The 16,721-nt window shown below is 69.6% G+C and carries 13 protein-coding genes and 1 riboswitch; of the genes, 3 read left to right on the top strand and 10 right to left on the bottom strand.

Annotated elements, in window-relative coordinates; all coding sequences use genetic code 11:
- Positions 1-30: 30 nt before the first annotated feature.
- Positions 31-140, bottom strand: a riboswitch (guanidine-I (ykkC/yxkD leader).
- Between the two features lie 111 nt (positions 141-251).
- Positions 252-1,760, top strand: coding sequence for an MFS transporter (locus tag VF106_RS03375; RefSeq protein ID WP_330838055.1), 1,509 nt, complete (start codon positions 252-254; stop codon positions 1,758-1,760).
- Positions 1,761-1,842: 82 nt separating this feature from the next.
- Here the strand turns inward: VF106_RS03375 and VF106_RS03370 are convergent, their stop codons facing one another.
- The 8 genes from VF106_RS03370 to VF106_RS03335 are packed head-to-tail and all read right to left on the bottom strand — an operon-like array spanning position 1,843 to position 8,559.
- Positions 1,843-2,115 (bottom strand): YciI family protein, encoded by a 273-nt coding sequence (locus tag VF106_RS03370; RefSeq protein ID WP_330838054.1) that lies wholly within the window; start codon positions 2,113-2,115, stop codon positions 1,843-1,845.
- Positions 2,116-2,125: 10 nt separating this feature from the next.
- Entirely contained in the window at positions 2,126-3,004 is an 879-nt protein-coding gene (locus tag VF106_RS03365; RefSeq protein ID WP_330838053.1) for an amidohydrolase family protein, read from the bottom strand.
- A gap of 8 nt (positions 3,005-3,012) precedes the next feature.
- Complete coding sequence (locus VF106_RS03360; protein WP_330838052.1) at positions 3,013-4,095, bottom strand: vWA domain-containing protein; 1,083 nt, start codon at positions 4,093-4,095, stop codon at positions 3,013-3,015.
- Entirely contained in the window at positions 4,092-4,919 is an 828-nt protein-coding gene (locus VF106_RS03355; RefSeq protein ID WP_330838051.1) for an AAA family ATPase, read from the bottom strand. The genes VF106_RS03360 and VF106_RS03355 overlap by 4 nt, the downstream gene beginning before the upstream one ends.
- Positions 4,916-5,920, bottom strand: a complete 1,005-nt coding sequence (locus VF106_RS03350; RefSeq protein WP_330838050.1) for a xanthine dehydrogenase family protein molybdopterin-binding subunit — start codon at positions 5,918-5,920, stop codon at positions 4,916-4,918. Before VF106_RS03350 ends, VF106_RS03355 begins: the two co-directional genes overlap by 4 nt.
- The gene (locus VF106_RS03345; RefSeq protein WP_330838049.1) at positions 5,917-7,296 is read right to left on the bottom strand and encodes a xanthine dehydrogenase family protein molybdopterin-binding subunit; all 1,380 of its coding nucleotides are present in this window, start codon (positions 7,294-7,296) and stop codon (positions 5,917-5,919) included. The genes VF106_RS03350 and VF106_RS03345 overlap by 4 nt, the downstream gene beginning before the upstream one ends.
- The gene (locus VF106_RS03340; protein WP_330838048.1) at positions 7,296-7,784 is read right to left on the bottom strand and encodes a (2Fe-2S)-binding protein; all 489 of its coding nucleotides are present in this window, start codon (positions 7,782-7,784) and stop codon (positions 7,296-7,298) included. Before VF106_RS03340 ends, VF106_RS03345 begins: the two co-directional genes overlap by 1 nt.
- A 10-nt stretch (positions 7,785-7,794) precedes the next feature.
- Positions 7,795-8,559 (bottom strand): FAD binding domain-containing protein, encoded by a 765-nt coding sequence (locus tag VF106_RS03335; RefSeq protein ID WP_330838047.1) that lies wholly within the window; start codon positions 8,557-8,559, stop codon positions 7,795-7,797.
- 99 nt (positions 8,560-8,658) lie between these two features.
- Here VF106_RS03335 and VF106_RS03330 point away from each other — a divergent pair, with 99 nt between their 5' ends.
- Together VF106_RS03330 and VF106_RS03325 are read left to right on the top strand one after the other, a co-directional pair.
- Positions 8,659-9,318: a GntR family transcriptional regulator gene (locus VF106_RS03330; RefSeq protein WP_330838046.1), complete on the top strand. Its 660-nt coding sequence runs from the start codon at positions 8,659-8,661 to the stop codon at positions 9,316-9,318.
- Positions 9,319-9,416: 98 nt separating this feature from the next.
- The gene (locus VF106_RS03325) at positions 9,417-9,785 is read left to right on the top strand and encodes a RidA family protein (RefSeq protein WP_330838045.1); all 369 of its coding nucleotides are present in this window, start codon (positions 9,417-9,419) and stop codon (positions 9,783-9,785) included.
- Positions 9,786-9,956: 171 nt separating this feature from the next.
- Here the strand turns inward: VF106_RS03325 and VF106_RS03320 are convergent, their stop codons facing one another.
- Both VF106_RS03320 and VF106_RS03315 read right to left on the bottom strand, forming a co-directional pair.
- Positions 9,957-10,517, bottom strand: coding sequence for a carboxymuconolactone decarboxylase family protein (locus VF106_RS03320; protein WP_330838044.1), 561 nt, complete (start codon positions 10,515-10,517; stop codon positions 9,957-9,959).
- A 124-nt stretch (positions 10,518-10,641) separates the two neighbouring features.
- Positions 10,642-16,650, bottom strand: coding sequence for a ThuA domain-containing protein (locus VF106_RS03315; RefSeq protein ID WP_330838043.1), 6,009 nt, complete (start codon positions 16,648-16,650; stop codon positions 10,642-10,644).
- Between the last annotated feature and the right edge of the window lie 71 nt (positions 16,651-16,721).

Raw genomic sequence — 16,721 nt, 5'->3', positions numbered from 1 at the left:
GTTCGACTGCGGAGCAGCCGAACGACGGCTGTCTCCCGGGCTTTTCTCCCGCCGTGGAACGCCCGCTGCCGGACGCCTGCACCTCTCGGACCAGACCCGCCCGCGTGTCCGCGGCCGACGGAACCCTAGGTGCGCCCCACCTGGACGGTGAGTCGGGCATCAGTGTAGCGGCAGAAATTTTCTTCGAGGCGATGTCGAAATCCGCTCTCCCGCTTCGACGTGGTGGTGACGAACCAGTACCAGGAGGGGTCATGACGGACACACAGCCACGGGCCGGGCGGCGCGAGTGGATGGGGCTCGCCGTACTCGCGTTTCCGACGCTGCTGCTCGCGCTGGACATGAGCGTGCTGCACCTCGCGGTGCCGCACCTCGCCGCTGACCTGCGGCCGAGCAGCACGGAGCTGCTCTGGATCATCGACATCTACGGGTTCATGGTGGCCGGGTTCCTGGTCACGATGGGCACGCTCGGTGACCGGATCGGTCGACGGAAGCTCCTGATGGTGGGTGGCGCCGCGTTCGGGCTGGCATCGGTGGCGGCGGCGTTCGCGACGAGCCCGGAGATGCTGATCGCGGCGCGGGCCCTGCTCGGTGTCGCGGGGGCCACGCTCATGCCGTCCACGCTGGCGCTGATCAGCAACATGTTCCGTGACCCGCGCCAGCGGGGCACCGCGATCGCCGTGTGGATGAGCTGCTTCATGGGCGGCATGGTGATCGGGCCGGTCGTCGGCGGGCTGCTGCTGAGCGTGGCCTGGTGGGGCGCCGTGTTCCTGCTTGCCGTGCCGGTCATGGTGTTGCTGCTGGTCACCGCGCCCGCACTGCTGCCGGAGTACCGCGACGAGCACGCGGGCCGCTTGGACCTGGTCAGCGTCGGGCTGTCGCTCGTCACGATCCTGCCGATCGTGTTCGCGCTGAAGGAGTTCGCGAAGAACGGCCCCGACACGACGACGGCCGTGGTGCTGCTGGCCGGCCTCGGCGCGGGCGCGGTGTTCGCACAGCGGCAGCGGCGACTGACCACGCCGATGCTGGACCTGGCCCTGTTCCGCAACCGCACCTTCACCGCGGCGCTGTGCATCATGCTGGTCGGCGCGCTCACCATGGGCGGCGTGTTCATGCTGGTCAGCCAGTACCTGCAGCTGGTCGAGGGGCTGACCGCGGCACAGGCCGGGCTGGCGCTCGTCCCGCAGGCAGGTTTCGTCGTCGCGGGGTCGCTCATCGCGCCCCGACTGGCCCAGCGTGCGCGGCCGGAGTTCGTGCTCGGGTTCGGCATGCTGGTCGCCGCGGTCGGCATCCTGCTGTTCACGCAGGTCAGCACCGGTAACGGTGTCGTGGTGACCGTGGTCGGCATGTCGATCGCCGCGTTCGGCATGGGGCCGCAGGGCGTGCTGGGCACCGAGATGGTCATCGGTTCGGTCCCGGCCAACCGGGCGGGCGCGGCGTCCGCGATGTCGGAGACCACCGCCGAGTTCGGCATGGCGATGGGCATCGCGCTGTTCGGCAGCGTCGGTACGGCCGTCTACCGCGCCCAGCTGCCCGCCGGGGCACCCGCCGAGGCCCGCGAGAGCCTCGCGAGCGCGGCGAACAGCGCCGACCCGGCACTGCTCACCGCCGCCCGGGACGCGTTCACCAGCGGACTCCACCTGGTGGCCGCCATCGCCGGGGCCGTCGTGATCGTGTTCGCGGTGGCCGGGATGGTCGCGCTGCGTGCCCGCCGCTCCGCACCCGTGGCAGCGGAGGTGCGCGAGCTTGCGATGGCCGAGTAGCGCCGGCCACCTGCGACGAAGGGAGCCTTCCTCACTCTGGGGGTGAGGAAGGCTCCCTTCGTCGCGCCACCACCGGTTCCTGTCAGAGTTCGCCCACCGTGACGCGCCACTGGCGAAGGTACCGGTCCTTGGTGACGTTCGCCCGTGTGTACGGGTCGCCGTCGACCAGGGACGCGGCGTCCTCCTGGGAGGCGGCGTTCAGGAGGATCGCGCCGCCGGTCAGGTCCTCGTACGGGCCCGCGGCCACCAACGCACCGTCCTCCTTCAGCTTGTTCAGGTACGCCAGGTGCTCGTCGCGGCGGGCCGCGCGCTCGTCGGTCTGGTGGTAGCCGTAGGTCAGTAGGAACAGGGCCACGTGCTCTCCTCTACTCGGGTAGTCCGTACACGCGCCGGGCGGTGCCGGCGAACACTGCGGGTCGGTCGGTTTCCGGGACGGCCGTCCACCACGCCGCGACCAGTGACGGGATGTCCGTCCACAGCTTCTCGACCGGGAAGTTGGTGCCGAACATGGCGCGGTCGGCGCCGAACCAGCCGAGGGTCTCGGCGGCCACGAACGCGATGAAGTCCTGGTCGAGGTGTCTCATGAACGTGCCCTGGCCGGTCAGCTTCACCACCACGTTCGGGTACGACGCGAGCCGCGCCATGCCGTCGCGCCACAGGCGGACCGTCGCCGGCTCGCGGTCGGTCAGCATGCCGGCGTGCACCAGCACGAACTGCACGTCGGGCACCGCGGCCACCAGCTCGGCCGCGTCGGCCATCTGGCCGGGGAACACCTGCAGCTCGAACAGCCAGCCGAGGTCCTCGAGCGCGGCCACGTTCCGCCGGAACACCGGGTCCTTCATGCGGTTCGGCCCGGACGCGTACCGGAACTCCGAGCGTTCGTGCCAGTGCAGCTGCAGCCGGGTGCCCCGCACGACGGGTAGCAGGGCCTGCTGCTTCATCACCTCGACGGCGTCCGGGTCGAACAGGTCGGCCGAGCCGACGACGGCCGTCGGCCAGCCGGTCTCCTCGTGCAGCTCGGAGAGCCACCGCACCTCGTTGACCACCTTGTCCAGTGGCCAGTTCGCCTGCACGTACACCGAACTGGTGATCCCGCCGGACCGGGCGTCGGCGATGTACTCGTCGATCAGGTAGTCCCGCTTGATCGGCTCGTACGGACCGAAGATCCGAGGGACCATCGGGCCGGACAGCCACGGCATGTCCTTGACGCGCCACACGTGGTGGTGCGCGTCCACAATGTCCACGATGCCTCCTACATCCCCATAGCGACCTGCTGTTGCGCGGTGTCGAGATCCCGCACACCAGCCAGCTTGTGAACGTGCGCGATGACCGCCGCCATGCCGCGGGTGACCGGCCGGTAGGCGGGATCGCAGGCCAGCGGCGACCACCAGACCAGGCGGTGCGCCAGCAACGACAGCCGCCGCACGGCTTTCACCAGCGGCACGCAGTCGCCGCGTTCGAGCCCGTCGGACAGCACGAGCACCAGCGCGCCACGTGCCATCCCCAGATGCCGTGCGTTGCCGAGGAACTCCAGCAGCGACGGCCCGATCCGGGTGCCGCCGTCCGCGTCCCGGACCACGTTCGTGAGCGCTGACAGCGCGGCGTCGACGTCCCGTGCGCGCAGCGCTGGAGTGACATGGGTGAGCCGCGTGCCGAACGTGAACACCTCCGCCCGCTCGCACGACGCGACGACGGCGTGTGCGAACCGGAGGTGGTCGCGGCTGTGCTGTTTCATCGAGCCGGACACGTCGATGAGCACGAGCACCGGCCGTTGCCGCGTCGGGCGCCGACGCCACCGGAAGCGGACGACCTCACCGCCGGCCCGCCAGGCGTCCCGGTGCACTCGACGAACATCGAGCCGGTCACCACGTCGTGCCGGCACCCGGCGCCGCGACCGGATCACCGGCATCGCCGCGGGCAGGTCGGAGCGCAGGCGCACCAGGAGCCGACGCTGTCCCGCTGTCGTGGCGGCGAAGACGGCGTTTCTGTCTACTGTGGACCAACTGGCCCGGTGTCCGGAGCCTTCCTGTACGGCGCCGTCCGGCTGCGTGTCGTCACCCATGCCGCCGGTCCCCGTCTGTCCCGGCTCGTCCATCTCGGACAGTTCCGGCAGACCGCGTCCCGTGAACCAGTGCGCGAAGACCGGATCGAAGACCTCCCGGTCCGCCACCGACGTGGTGAGCGTGGCGACCGCGATCCTGTGCAGGTGCCCCACATCCCGCGGCGGCACCTTTGTGAGCGCACACATGAAGTCGCGCTGCTTGACCACCGGCACCGGCAACCCCGCCGCCCGCAGGCCACGCAGGAAGCCGAGTAGATGGTCGATAGCGGTCATGGGGCGATCAGTTCGTCGAGGTGGTCCCGGACGACCGTCATGTCCTCCGCGTCCTTGATCAGCAGTCCGAGCGCGCGGCGTAGCGCGACCGGCCACGGGTCACCGTTGCCGGCGAGTGCCGTGGCGCCGCGTGCCCATTCCACCGACTCGGCGATGCCCGGCCGCTTCAGCAGGTCGAGCCGCCGCGCGCCGGACACCGCACGCACCAGCGATTCCGCCGCGTCCTCGGCGATCCGCGGCACGTGCGCGCGCACAATCGCCCGCTCACGGTCGGTGTCGGGGAACGGGATCCAGTGGTACAGGCACCGGCGTTTCACCGCGTCGTGCAGCTCGCGGGTGCGGTTGGACGTCAGCACCACGATCGGTGGGACGGCGGCCCGGACGGTGCCCAGTTCGGGAACGGTGATCTGGAAGTCGCCGAGGAACTCCAACAGGAACGCCTCGAACTCGCTGTCGGCGCGGTCGATCTCGTCGACCAGCAGCACGGACGGCCGGCGCAGCGCACGCAACAACGGCCGCTCCAGCAGGAAGTCCTCGCGGTAGACGTCCGTCGCGTCGGCGCGCACGTGCAGCAGCTGCTTCGGATAGTCCCACTCGTACAGCGCCTGCCCCGCGTCGAGCCCTTCGTAGCACTGCAACCGCACCAGCTCACGACCGAGCACACGCGCGAGCACCGCCGCCAGCTCGGTCTTGCCGACACCCGGCTCGCCTTCCAGCAGCAGTGGCCGGTCGAGCGTCAGCGCCAGGTACACGGCCGTGAGCAGGCCGTCGTCGGCGAAGTACCGTTCGGCACGCATGCGTTGCGCCAGCTCGGCTTCGTTCATGACGAGCGTAGTGCGTCGAGACCACGCAGCACGGCCTCGGGGGTGAACGGCATCCGGGTGAGGCGCACGCCGCACGCGTCGTGGATCGCGTTCGCGATGGCGGGGATCGGCGCGTTGGCCGTCATCTCGCCGATTCCCTTGGCGCCGAACGGACCCGTGTCGGTCGGCCGTTCCAACAGGACACTGTGCTGGTCGGGGATGTCACCGGGGCCGGGCATCAGGTACTCGCTGAAGTCGGCCGGACCGTGGTCGCGGGCCGGGTAGTACGGCTCGGTCGCCTCGAACAGCGCGTGTGACAGGCCCATCCACGCGCCGCCCTCCACCTGCTGTGTCGCCATGGCCGGGTTGAGGGCGCGGCCCACCTCGTACACGCTGTACATCCTGAGCACGCTCACCACGCCGGTCTCGTCGTCCACCTCGACCTCGGCGACCGTGCACGCGTGCGCGTGGCAGGAGTCGGGGTCCATCTCGCCGGTCTCCGGCACGACCTCGCTCTTGTCCTTCATGAACACGCCGCGACCCGAGATCGTGCGGCCGTGCGTGAAGTGCGCGGCCATCGCGAGGTCCGTGACGTGGATCTTCTTGAGCTCCGCGCCCTTCACCTTGACATAGCTGGAACCGTCGGTCTCCAGGTCCGCCGCGTCGACCTCGAGCTCCTCGGCCGCGACGTCGAGCATGATCGCCCGGGCCTCGGTGGCCGCCATGACGACGGCGTTGCCGATGCGGTGCGTGCCCCGGCTCGCGAACGTGCCCATACAGTGCGGCCCGGTGTCGGTGTCGGCGGTGTCGACGAGGACGTACTCGATCGGCAGGCCGAGTGTCTCGGCCGCGCACTGGGCCACCACCGTCTTCAGTCCCTGTCCGAGGTCCACGGAGGACAGTGAGATGACGAAGGTGCCGGTGGTGGTGGCGTGGATGAGCGCCTGTGACGGGTCGCCGCCGAGGTTCATCCCGGTCGGATAGTTGACCGCCGCGTAGCCGCGACCACGCAGCATCGTCATTGTCCCTCCACGGAGGACAGTCGACGGTCCTCTTCCGACAGCTCGTGCCCGACCAGCTCGGCCGCCTTCTGCATGACCTCGATGAGCGCCGTGCCCTCGGCAGCCTTGCGGTGTGCCTTCATGTCGCCGTCCCGGTAGGCGTTGTGCAGCCGGAACCGCAGCGGGTCCATGCCCAGCTCCCCCGCCACCCGGTCCATCTGCGACTCGATGGCGAAGTCCCCGATGGTGACGCCGAACCCGCGCATGGCACTCGACGGCGTGCGGTTGGTGAACACGCAGTGGCAGTCGATCCACACGTTCGGAATCCGGTACGGGCCAGGGAAGTGCGCGGCCGCCTTGGTCGTGCCGTACGGCGTGTGCCGCGAATAGGCGCCGGCGTCGATGTAGTCGATGACCTGGCGGGCGACGATCGTGCCGTCGCTCATCACGCCGTCCTTGACATAGATGCGTTCCGCGGCCCGAGGAGAGGACACCTGCATCTCCTCGTGGCGGCTGTAGACGAACTTCACCGGCCGGTTCGTGGTCATCGCGGCCACACAGGCGACCGGCTCGACGACCACGTCGACCTTGCCGCCGAACCCGCCGCCGACCGTGCCGCCGACGATGCGGAGCTTGTTGAAGTCGGTACCGAGGATCAGCGCGGTGTTGTCCAAGGTGAAGAAGCATGCCTGGGTGTCGGAGTGGATGCGCAGCCGCCCGTCTGGTTGCGGCACCACGACACAGCCCGTTGTCTCGACCGGCGCCTGCTCGATGGGCGAGGACTGGTAGCGCCACTCGAAGACGTGGTCGGCGGCCGCGAAACCCGCTGCCACGTCGCCGAAGCGGACTCGGCGGCAGTGATGTCCCTCGTAGGTGAAGTAGTTGCGGCCGTGGTATTCGTTCACGATCGGGGCGCCGTCGGCCAGGGCCTCCTCGACGTCGAACACGGCGGGCAGGTCCTCATAGGACACATCGACCGCGGCGGCACCCGCGAGTGCGGCCGCCTCGGTCTCCGCGACCACGGCGCAGATCGGCTCACCGAGGTAGCGGACCTTGCCCTCGGCGAGGATCGGCTCGTCGTCCGGGGTGACGCCGATGAGCTTGAGCGGGGTGTAGAGGTTGTTCGGGATGTCCTTGTGCGTCAACACGGTCACGACGCCGGGCACCGCACGCGCCGCGGTGGTGTCGACGCTCACCAGCCGGGCGTGGTGGCGGGCGGAGCGGTGCATCTTGAGGTGCAGCAGACCGGCCGGGCGGATGTCCTCGAAGAACTCGGTGCGGCCGGTGACGTGGCCGCGCGCGTCGGTCCTCGGCACGGCCGAGCCGATGACGGAGAAGTCGCCGGTGCGCTCGTTCGCGAAGTAGTGGTGGTCGATGGGCGTCTGCCGGTACGACATCAGGCGGGCCTCCTCGAGACCCGCCGGCGCTCGGCGGCGTCGAGGATCGCGGCCACGATCGGCGCGTAACCCGTGCAGCGGCACACGTTCCCGGAGATCGCCTCGACCACCTCGTCGCGGGTCGGGTTCGGGTTGGTGGCCAGCAACGCCTCCGCCGTCATGATCATGCCCGCGGTGCAGAACCCGCACTGCGTGGCGAAGTCCTCGAGGAACGCCTGCTGCACCTCGTCGAGCTGCCCGTCCGCGGCGACGCCCTCCAGCGTGCGCACCGAGGCGCCGTCGACGGTCTCGACCGGCACGAGGCAGGCCGGCACCGGCCGCTCGTCCAGCAGCACCGTGCACGACCCGCACGCACCCTGGGCGCAGCCGCGTTTCGCCGCTGTGAGGCCGAGGGTGTCGCGGAGGGCGCTGAGCAGCGAGGTGCCGGGACGGGCGAGCAGCTCTTCTTGTCTGTCGTTGACGGTGAGGGACACGATCCGGGAGGCCATGCATTCCCCTTCAGTCTTCGCCCAGCAGGGCCCGGCGCACGTGGACAGGGAGGACGCGGGTGCGGTACCAGGCCGAGGCGTACGCGTCGTCGAACGGTTCGATGCCCTCCCGCGCGGCCTCGGCGGCGGCTTCTGCCGCTCCGGGCTCGGCGGCGAGGATCCGCTCGGCCGCCCGCGCGCGGATGGGGCGCGGGGCCACCCCGCCGAGCGCGATGCGGGTGTCGTCCCCGAGCACGGCGGCCACCGTGACGATCGACGCCGAGTTGTGCTTGCGCCGCATGGCCTTGCGGTAGCGCCACTGACCGTTCGGCAGTCCGAAGTGGACCTGCGTGACGATCTCGTGCCGGGCCACGGGCGCGTCGACCGGGATCGTCCGCGTGCCGTCCACGCTCAGCACGTCGATGCGCGCGTCGAGGGCGAGCAGCGCCACGGCGAGGTCGCCGTGCGGTTGCGGGACCAGGAGGTTCCCGCCGACCGTGGCCAGGTTGCGCACCGGAGGCGAGGCGATCGAGGAGATCACGGGATGAAGGAAGCGGAGCTCGTCGTGGGCGCCGAGCTCCGCGAGCGTGGTGGCCGCGCCGATCGTCACCGTCCGCCCGGCGACGCGGATGCCGGCGAGCCCGGCGTGTCGCAGGGAGATCAGGTGCTCGACGGGCACAGCGCCGGTGTTGACCTTCGGCATCACGACGGTGCCGCCGCCGATGACCCAGCCGCCGAGCCTCAGGAGGTCGACAGCTTCTGCCGCCGAGCACGGCAGGTGGAGCTTCGAGAGCACAAGGCCTCCTCATCGAGGCTCGAATTATCGATAATTGATAATCTATGTGCGACGCTACGGTTGCCGACGACGACCGTCAAGCCCCTCCGGAGGAGCACAGTGACCGAGACGACGCCCCTCCCCCGGCTCACATTGGGCCGGCAGATCCGCGACGCGCTGGTCCGGCGCATCGTGACGGGTGAGCTGGAGCCGGGCACGCGCCTGGTGGAAACCCGGATCGCCGACGAGTACGGCACGAGCCAGGCACCGGTGCGGGAGGCGCTGCGCGAGCTGGAAGCCATCGGCATGGTGGAAACCCGCCCGCGGCGCGGCACGTTCGTGCGCCACTTCATCCAGCAGACGCTGAAGGAGAGCTACGTCGTACGCGCGGCACTGGAGGAAACGGCGACCCGCCTCGCCATCCCGGCCGGCACCCTCCCGTTCGAGGACCTACAGGCGGACGTCGACACCATGCGGAAAGCAGCGCGTGCGGGCGACACCCAGGCGATCGGCGCCGCGAGCGTGTCGTTCCACCGCCACGTCATCGAGGCCGCCGGCAACGAACTGCTGAAACACGCCTGGGAGGCCCTACAGATCGAGGCCCGCACGGCGGTCACGTTGCTCGCCGTCGAACCAAACCTCCCCGAGGTGGCCGACGAACACGCGGAGTTGTTGCGAGTACTACGATCCGGCGACCTGGAAGCGGCGTGCCAACTAACCCGCGACCACCAGTGGCACTACGCCGACCTCCCCCACGACGCCCACGGCCGCGCGCGCTGACTTCGTTCCGACCCCGCGGGAACGCGACGGGCGGCGAAGAGAAGCGATTCGTCCGAAACGAGTCGACCACACGCCGTCACGCTCCTACCCTGCACGGCATGCAGCTCACCAGCCTCGATCCCCAACCCCGGTCCTACGCCCAGGGCGCACTGATCACCGACGTCGACCGCATCCTGTTCATCAGCGGCCAGGTTCCCGAAACACCCGACGGAACCGTGCCCGACGACTTCGACGCCCAATGCCGCCTCGCCTGGCACAACGTGCTGACCGTCCTCAAAGGCGCCGGTATGACCGAACGCGACCTCGTCAAGGTCACCATCTTCTTGGCCGACCGGCGGTATCGGGACGCCAACGCCCGCATCCGGCACGAGGTCCTCGGCGATCACAACCCCGCGCTGACGATCATCATCACCGGCATCTACGACGAAGCTTGGCTGCTGGAGATCGAAGCAATCGCCGCCGCCTGACCTCCACCCAGCCTCCAGTTCGCACATTCGACGAAGGGACGGGAGAGGCGGGCCCCAGTACCGGCCGGCCGAGGCGATCTGTGACGAGTTCGAACTCACCCCGCGCGCACGCGGGCATCGCCGCCATGACCGCCCCGGCGTGACAGGCCCATCTCAAGGGCTCCCGGCGGATCAGGGCGTCGGAACCGGGGCCTGGTAACCGTGTTCCACGATTCGCTTGGCGGACTCGGTGTAGGCGGCCGGGTCTGCCGGGGCCAGGGTGGCCAGGCCGTCGACGTAGCGGTTGTACATGCAGAACGCGGCCGCGATCAGGACCGTGTCGTGGATCTCGAGGTCGGTGGCGCCCTCGTCGCGGGCGGCGGCGACCAGTTCGGTGGTGACCTCGCGTCCTGACTTCTGTACCGCGGCGGCGATGTGCAGCAGGGCACGGAGTTTGGGTGAGACCGGCGCCTCGTCGACGCTCGCGCGGACCTCGTCGACCAGTTGCATGCCGGTCGGTAGTTGGGCCGCGGCGAAGGCGGAGTGTGACGAGCAGCAGAAGTTGCAGTTGTTCAGCCCGGACACGTACGCCGCGATCAGTTCGCGTTCGCCGGGGGTCATGGAGTGGGGTTGGGCCCGTAACAGGACTTCCGCCAGCTCGTTCAACGGCTTGGCGGTCTCCGGCCGGTACATCATCGGTCCCCTGATACCAGGGAACTCGGTCTCGTCGACGCCCAGATCGATGTGTGCCATGCACATGAACCTAGTCGCTGCAAAGGAGGTTGCACAGACTCGGTCAAGTGGAGATCAAGGGCCCCGGTGCTGGAGCGTGTGCTCCAGCACCGGGGTGGGACCGGCCGGCACCGGTCCCGGTCGGTTATGCGGTGAGCGCTCCCTTCAGGACCGTCGCGACGGCCGTCAGCTGGGCGCGGACCTCCGCGTTCGGGACCTTCGCCGCGATCGAAGCGAAGCGGTCAAGTGACGCTGCCGCCAACTGGTCCAGTCCCACCTGGCTGAACACCTCCGCCGCGCGGAGGAACACGTACAGCTGGAGGTAGTAGCCCAGTCCGAGCTTGCCCTCCGCGCGGTAGCGGGTGAGCAGCTCGGCCGCCGTCTCGTAGGTGACCGCGATCGTGAACGGGACCACCGCTTCCGCGGCGTTGCCCGCCTCATCCGTTGCCACCACACGGAGTTCGTGCGTGCCCGCGGTCGGGGTCACCGACAGCGGGGTCTGCACCGGCTTACCGTCCAGACGCACCTGTACCGAACCGACACCGGAGGCCGGGTCGTCCGCGGCCGCGGCGAGGTTGAGCGCCGTGCCAACGTCGTAGCTGGCGCCGGCCGCGACCCCGGTGACCGTCACCGCGGGTGCGGTCTTGTCCACCAGTGCCATGGCCGCCACCGGCTCCGACACGTTGCCCGCGGCGTCGACCGCCCGGAACTCCAGCGAGTGCGTGCCGTCCTCGGACAGCACCACCGGCGCGGTGTACGGCGTCCACTCTCCCTCACCGGACCGGTACTGGACGCTGACGCCGTCCGTCCGGTTGTCGGTGGCCTCCGCCGTCACCGTCGCCGGTGTGCGGTGCCAGCCGTTCGCACCGTCCGGCTGCGACACCGTCGCCGTGACGACCGGTGCCTCGCGGTCCGGCGGCCCGCCGACCCGGAAGTAGTCGAACGCCACCGTCACCGGCGCCGTCTGCTCCGGACCCATCGCCATCAGGCCGAACGAGGTCAGGTCGGCGTCGTTGGTCACCGGGTCACCCAGGGACCGCCAGTTGACGCCGCCGTCGCTGATCTCGGCAGCGTAGGTGTCGCCCGTCTTCGACAGCCGCAGGTGGAACCATCCGCTCTCGGACGTCTCCGCGATGTCGATGTTCCGGTTGCCGCCGTTGCCGAACTGACCGTTCTTCTCGGAAACCAGCTCCGCGACCAGGCTCTTCGCCGAGCCGCTCGTGTTGTTGGCGAGGATGTCGAACTTCACGTAGTTGTCGTCGTTGCCGTACACGATCAGGCCGGCCAGCTGCCACTGGTGCAGCATCGCCGGTGTCACCCTGGTCTCCGCGGTCCAGTCGCCTTCGGGCACCCGCTGGAGCACGAAGTTACGCGGATTCTGGTTGTCACCGCCGTTGATGTCGCCCAGCTGCGTCTTGATCCGCAGCTGACCATCCACAACGGACAGGTGGGCCGAGTCGTACCGCACCACCCTGTTCCACCGGCAACCGTCGATCGCCGTGCCGTCGAACTCGTCGGTCGGCGCCCGCTCGCCCGTGTCGGTCGAGTCCGGGGTGACGGTGAAGTGGTCGAACGACGCGTCCACTTCGTGTGCCGCCGTGTCACCGGCGGCCAGCAGGCCGACGGTGGCGTTCGGCAGCAGTGCCGCCGAGCCGGGCAGTGCCGTCCACGTCTCGCCGTTCGTCGAGTACGCGGCCGTCAACGCGGTGCCGTTGCTGGACAGTCGCAGATGGACAGTGGAGGGGAAGTCCGCCGGGAGCGCCTGGTTCGCGTGCCATGTCCGCGTACCGTTCGCCTCCGTCTGGAACTCCATCAACCGGCCGCCCGAGTTGTTGCGGGTGAACGCCAGCTTCACGTAGTCGTTGTCGCTGCCGTGCACCAGCATGCCCGCGTGCTGCCACTGCCGGGTGTGCGGGATCGACAACGTCGTCGTCGCCGTCCACTCACCGGAGCGCGCCGGCTGGCCGACGTAGCTGATCGGGCCGGTGGCGCCCTCGTTGATGTCGCCGTTCGTCACCGGCAGCACCAGCTTGCCGTTCTCGACCCGCGCCGGCAGGTCGTTCGCGCCACGCACGGTGCTCCACCGGGTCCGGTTCAGCGCCGACCCGTCGAACGCGTCGGTGCCCTGTACCTGGCACGTGGGCGCAGGCTCGGGCTCCGGGTCCGGACCCGGGGTCCACGCCTCGTCGTCCAGGTCCCACCCGGAGAACTCGACCTCGCTCGTCGCCGCCGCGTTGTGCGCGGTCACCACGAGCCCGATGTCCTGTGTGGACGCCGCGTTCGGCAGGGTCACCGGATCGCCGACGGCGGTGAAGTTCTCCCCGTCCCGGCTCCAGTAACTGGTGTAGGAGTCGCCGTCGCGGACCAGCCGCACCCATGCCGGGTAGCCGGTGGTACCGGCGCCCGTGCTGGAGTCGAGCGTGCCGTTGCCATCGCCGTCCCGCAGCCACTCGAAGCCCGGTCCCGGTCTCAGCACCATCGCCGCGTAGCCCGGCGACCTGCCCGGCTGCGTCACGTCGTTGCGGACGATGATCCCAGCCTTCGCCGAGCCGGCCGAGTTGCCCTGCCGCTCGATCTTGACGGTGGCCGTCCACTCCGTGTCGGCCCCACCCGGCAGGTAGACCGAGCCGTACTCGTCGGTACCCTGCCACATGTTCGCGCCGCCGGCGTTGATGATCCACCTGTCGGTGTCCGGGCGGTCGAAAGTGGACTGGACGTTCGTGAACGTCTGCCAGTCGCCGAACAGGTCACCGACCTCGGCCTGCACGATCCTGGACGTGGTCGACGCCCCGCGATCGTTCGTGGCCACCGCGGTCAGCCGGTAACGCCGCTCGTCCGCCGCGTTCCACGTGACCTCGTACGGGGCGGCGGTGTCCACGCCGATCGACTGACCGTCCACGAAGAACTCGACCTGGGTGATCGCGCTCTCCGCGTCGGTGGCGGACGCCCGGACCGGGATGGCTCCCGGCTCCAGGTCAGCCTCCGCGGTCGGCGCGGTGATGGCGACCTTCGGCTTGGCCGCCGGGGAGGCGCCCTTGCCGTCGGCCTCGATGAAGTTCACCCGGCGCTCCCCGGCACCCGGGAAGACCGCGTACAGCGTGAACGACTCACCCGGGTCCGTCACCGACACCGGAACATCCACATAGGACGTCGGACCGGTGGCCGGGACATCTGCCGTGCCGAGCAGCGGACCGTCCGGTGCGCCGCGGCGCAGCTCGATCTTGCCGGCCGCGTTCGCGGACGCCCGCACGACGAGAGCGTCCACATTGTGCAGGTTCACCGGGTCGTACGCCGCCCACGCGCCGTTCTGCCCGATGACCGCGTCGCCGTGGCCCTCCATGTCGCGCGACGGACCGACCGTCACCTGGCTGGACCTGGTGAAGAACTCGCCCTCCCGCTGCTTGGGGAACAGCAGCGTGGTCGCGGAGCCGGTGAGCGACGGAATGCCACCCGGGCCACCGTTGTCGGCGTAGCGGCCGTCGATCGCGTAGAAGACGTTCATGCCCTCGGCATGCCCGCCGCCAAGCGATGTCGTGACCGTGCCGGTCCGGCCGTGCAGCGGATCCCCGGGGTGCGCGTGGGCGTCATGCCCGAGCGCGGCCTGGATCACCACGGACTCGTCGGGAATCGTGGTGTCCTCGGCGTCGGAGACGTCGACCTGCCAGCTGATGTCGTCGCCGAAGTCGAAGAACGCCCCGTTGGGCGGCAACTGGAAGGCCAGGTTCGGCCTGGTGTTGCCGACCGTGATCGGCACCGTGGTGGTGCCGGTCTTGCCCGCGGGGTCGGTCACCGTGAGCCGGGCGTCGTAGACCCCGTTCGCCGTGTAGGTGTGCGACGGCGAGACCTCGGTCGAGTCGGTCGTGCCGTCACCGTCGAAGTCCCACGCGTACGTGAGCGTCTCGTTCTCCGGGTCCGTGCTCGACGATCCGTTGAACCGGGCTTCGAGTGGCGCCTGGCCCGAGTCCGGGGTCGCCGTGGCCGTCGCGGTCGGCGAGCGCGAACCGGACACGTAGTCGATCCGGTACAGCCCCGAGTCCGGGTTGTCCCGGCCGAAACCACCGCCCCAGTCCAGCACGTACATCGAACCGTCCGAACCGAACTTCGAGTCGATCGGCGCGAGGAACTGCGTCTGCGGCAGGAACGGGTTGACCTTCTCGACAGTCCCGGCGCGGTCACCCTCGCCGGGGATGACCGAGTACATCTTGTTGCGGGACCACTCGTAGAAGAAGGCCTTGCCGTCGTAGGACGCCGGGAACTTCGTGTCGGAGTCCAGGTTCTCGTCGAAGTCGTAGAACGGGCCGCCCATCGGCGCGAGACCACCGCCCTGCGGGATGACCGCCGGCACCGAGGAACGCTGGTAGCCGTACCACATCTTCGCCGGCTTGGCCGGCGGCAGCTGGGTCAGCCCGGTGTTGCGGATCGAGTCGTTGACCGGGTTGGCGCAGTCGAAGTACGGACCGACCGTCACCGGGTTCGTCCGGTAGTCGACGTCCCGGAACGGCTCGTTGTTCCCCATGCACAGCGGGAAGCCGTAGAAGCCCGGCTCGTCGACCAGGTTCCATTCGACGATGCCGGCGGGTCCTCGGTTCGGGTTGTCAGTGCCGGCGTCCGGCGCGTAGTCCGCCACCCCGAGCGCACCGGTCTTCGGGTCGATCGAGAACCGGAACGGGTTGCGGAAGCCCATCGCGTAGATCTCCGGACGGGTCTTCTCCGTGCCCGGCGCGAACATGTTGCCCGACGGGATCGTGTAGGTGCCGTCCGGTTGCGGTGTGATGCGCAGGATCTTGCCGCGCAGGTCGTTGGTGTTGGCCGAGGTCGCCCGCGAGTCGTGGAAGGTTCCGTCCCGTTCGGACAGTGGAGCGTAGCCGCCGGACGGTTCGGAGTGCGGGTTCACGTCGTCGCCGACGCCGAGGTACAGGTTGCCGTTCTGGTCGAAGTCGAGACCCCCGCCGGTGTGGCCCGGCTCGTCGGGCAGCCGGCGGGCCGGCACCTCGAGCAGGACCTTCTCCGATGCCGGGTCGATCTGCGAGCCCCCGCCGACGGTGAAGCGGGACAACCGGTTGAAGAAGTTCGCCGGGTCCGTGTCGTTGGTGCTCGCCGGCGAACGGTAGACGTAGAGCCAGCCGTTCTCCGCGAAGTTCGGGTCGAGCGCGATACCGAGCAGTCCGTCCTCACCACCCGAGTAGACCGGGAGGGTGACGGCGGTCGAGGTCGTGCGCGTCTCCGGGTCGTACACCCGGATCTGACCGCGGACCAGCTCGGTGAAGAACACCCGGCCGTCGGGGGCGACGTCGATCGCATACGGCGCACTGGTGTTCTGGTCGAGCGGGACACGCTCGAACTGGTCCCACTTCGTGCCGCCGCAGTCGCCGGCCTCCATGCCGGCGGCCCACTTCACGCCCCCGAGGATGTGCTCGACGAGCCCCGTCTCCTGGGTGTAGTGCGCGCCGAAGTGCCCCATGCCGGTCATCCACGCACGGCCGCCGTCGTACGGTTTGCACCACGAGATCGGATGGTCGTAGCCCATGGCGTTGCCGCCCGGGTCGTACGTGGTTTCGTCCATTGTGGCCAGCACGTGGGCCGAGCCGCGCACGTTGGCCGAGAAGTTGTACCACTCGTCGGCGCGGTTCCAGCGCTGCGGCAGGTGCTTGGTCGACGGGTGCGTGCGGTCCTCGACCCGGACGGTGCCGGGGAGGCCGGGGCTTGAGCCGGTGGCGGCGTGACCGGGCATCAGCGCGCCGATCATGTTGTCCCACCAGGCGTAGTTGCCACGCATGTCGGTCGCGTTGTGGATTGCGACGATGCCGCCGCCGCGTTGCGTGTAGCGTTCGAGTGCGGCCTTCTCCGCGGCGTTCCACGGATCGCCGGACGCCTGGAACATCACGAGCGCGTCGAAGTGGGACAGTGCCTCGTCGTTGAAGACCGAGGAGTCCTCTGTGTGCTCGGAGGTGATGCCGGCTTCCTCGAACGAGGCCCGGAGCACGGGCACGCCCTGCTCGATGGCCTCCGTGTGCCGGAACTGGGTGGTCTTGGTGAAGATCAGGACGTGCGCTTCGCCGTGGTCGCCCGGATGGGCCGTGGCCGGCGCGCCGCCGAGCATCGAAAGCCCCACGGCGCCGGCGGTCACAACGGCCAGCGATCTGCGTAGGTTCATGAGAAAGTGGTGCCTCTCCACTGAGGAACTACGTGGATGTCATGACCCGTGCGGCGTGCCGGCGCCGATGG

Source organism: Actinophytocola sp. (assembly GCF_036378875.1).
Lineage (GTDB): Bacteria > Actinomycetota > Actinomycetes > Mycobacteriales > Pseudonocardiaceae > Actinophytocola.
Note: the sequence above shows the minus strand (reverse complement) of the source record. Positions and strands in the feature narration are given on the sequence as shown.

Coding starts and splice junctions, on each gene's coding strand:
- VF106_RS03360 (WP_330838052.1), bottom strand. CDS start 4,095: ATGACCGCTATCGACCATCTACTCGGCTTCCTGCGTGGCCTGCGGGCG.
- VF106_RS03340 (WP_330838048.1), bottom strand. CDS start 7,784: ATGGCCTCCCGGATCGTGTCCCTCACCGTCAACGACAGACAAGAAGAG.
- VF106_RS03375 (WP_330838055.1), top strand. CDS start 252: ATGACGGACACACAGCCACGGGCCGGGCGGCGCGAGTGGATGGGGCTC.
- VF106_RS03345 (WP_330838049.1), bottom strand. CDS start 7,296: ATGTCGTACCGGCAGACGCCCATCGACCACCACTACTTCGCGAACGAG.
- VF106_RS03325 (WP_330838045.1), top strand. CDS start 9,417: ATGCAGCTCACCAGCCTCGATCCCCAACCCCGGTCCTACGCCCAGGGC.
- VF106_RS03350 (WP_330838050.1), bottom strand. CDS start 5,920: ATGACGATGCTGCGTGGTCGCGGCTACGCGGCGGTCAACTATCCGACC.
- VF106_RS03355 (WP_330838051.1), bottom strand. CDS start 4,919: ATGAACGAAGCCGAGCTGGCGCAACGCATGCGTGCCGAACGGTACTTC.
- VF106_RS03320 (WP_330838044.1), bottom strand. CDS start 10,517: ATGGCACACATCGATCTGGGCGTCGACGAGACCGAGTTCCCTGGTATC.
- VF106_RS03315 (WP_330838043.1), bottom strand. CDS start 16,650: ATGAACCTACGCAGATCGCTGGCCGTTGTGACCGCCGGCGCCGTGGGG.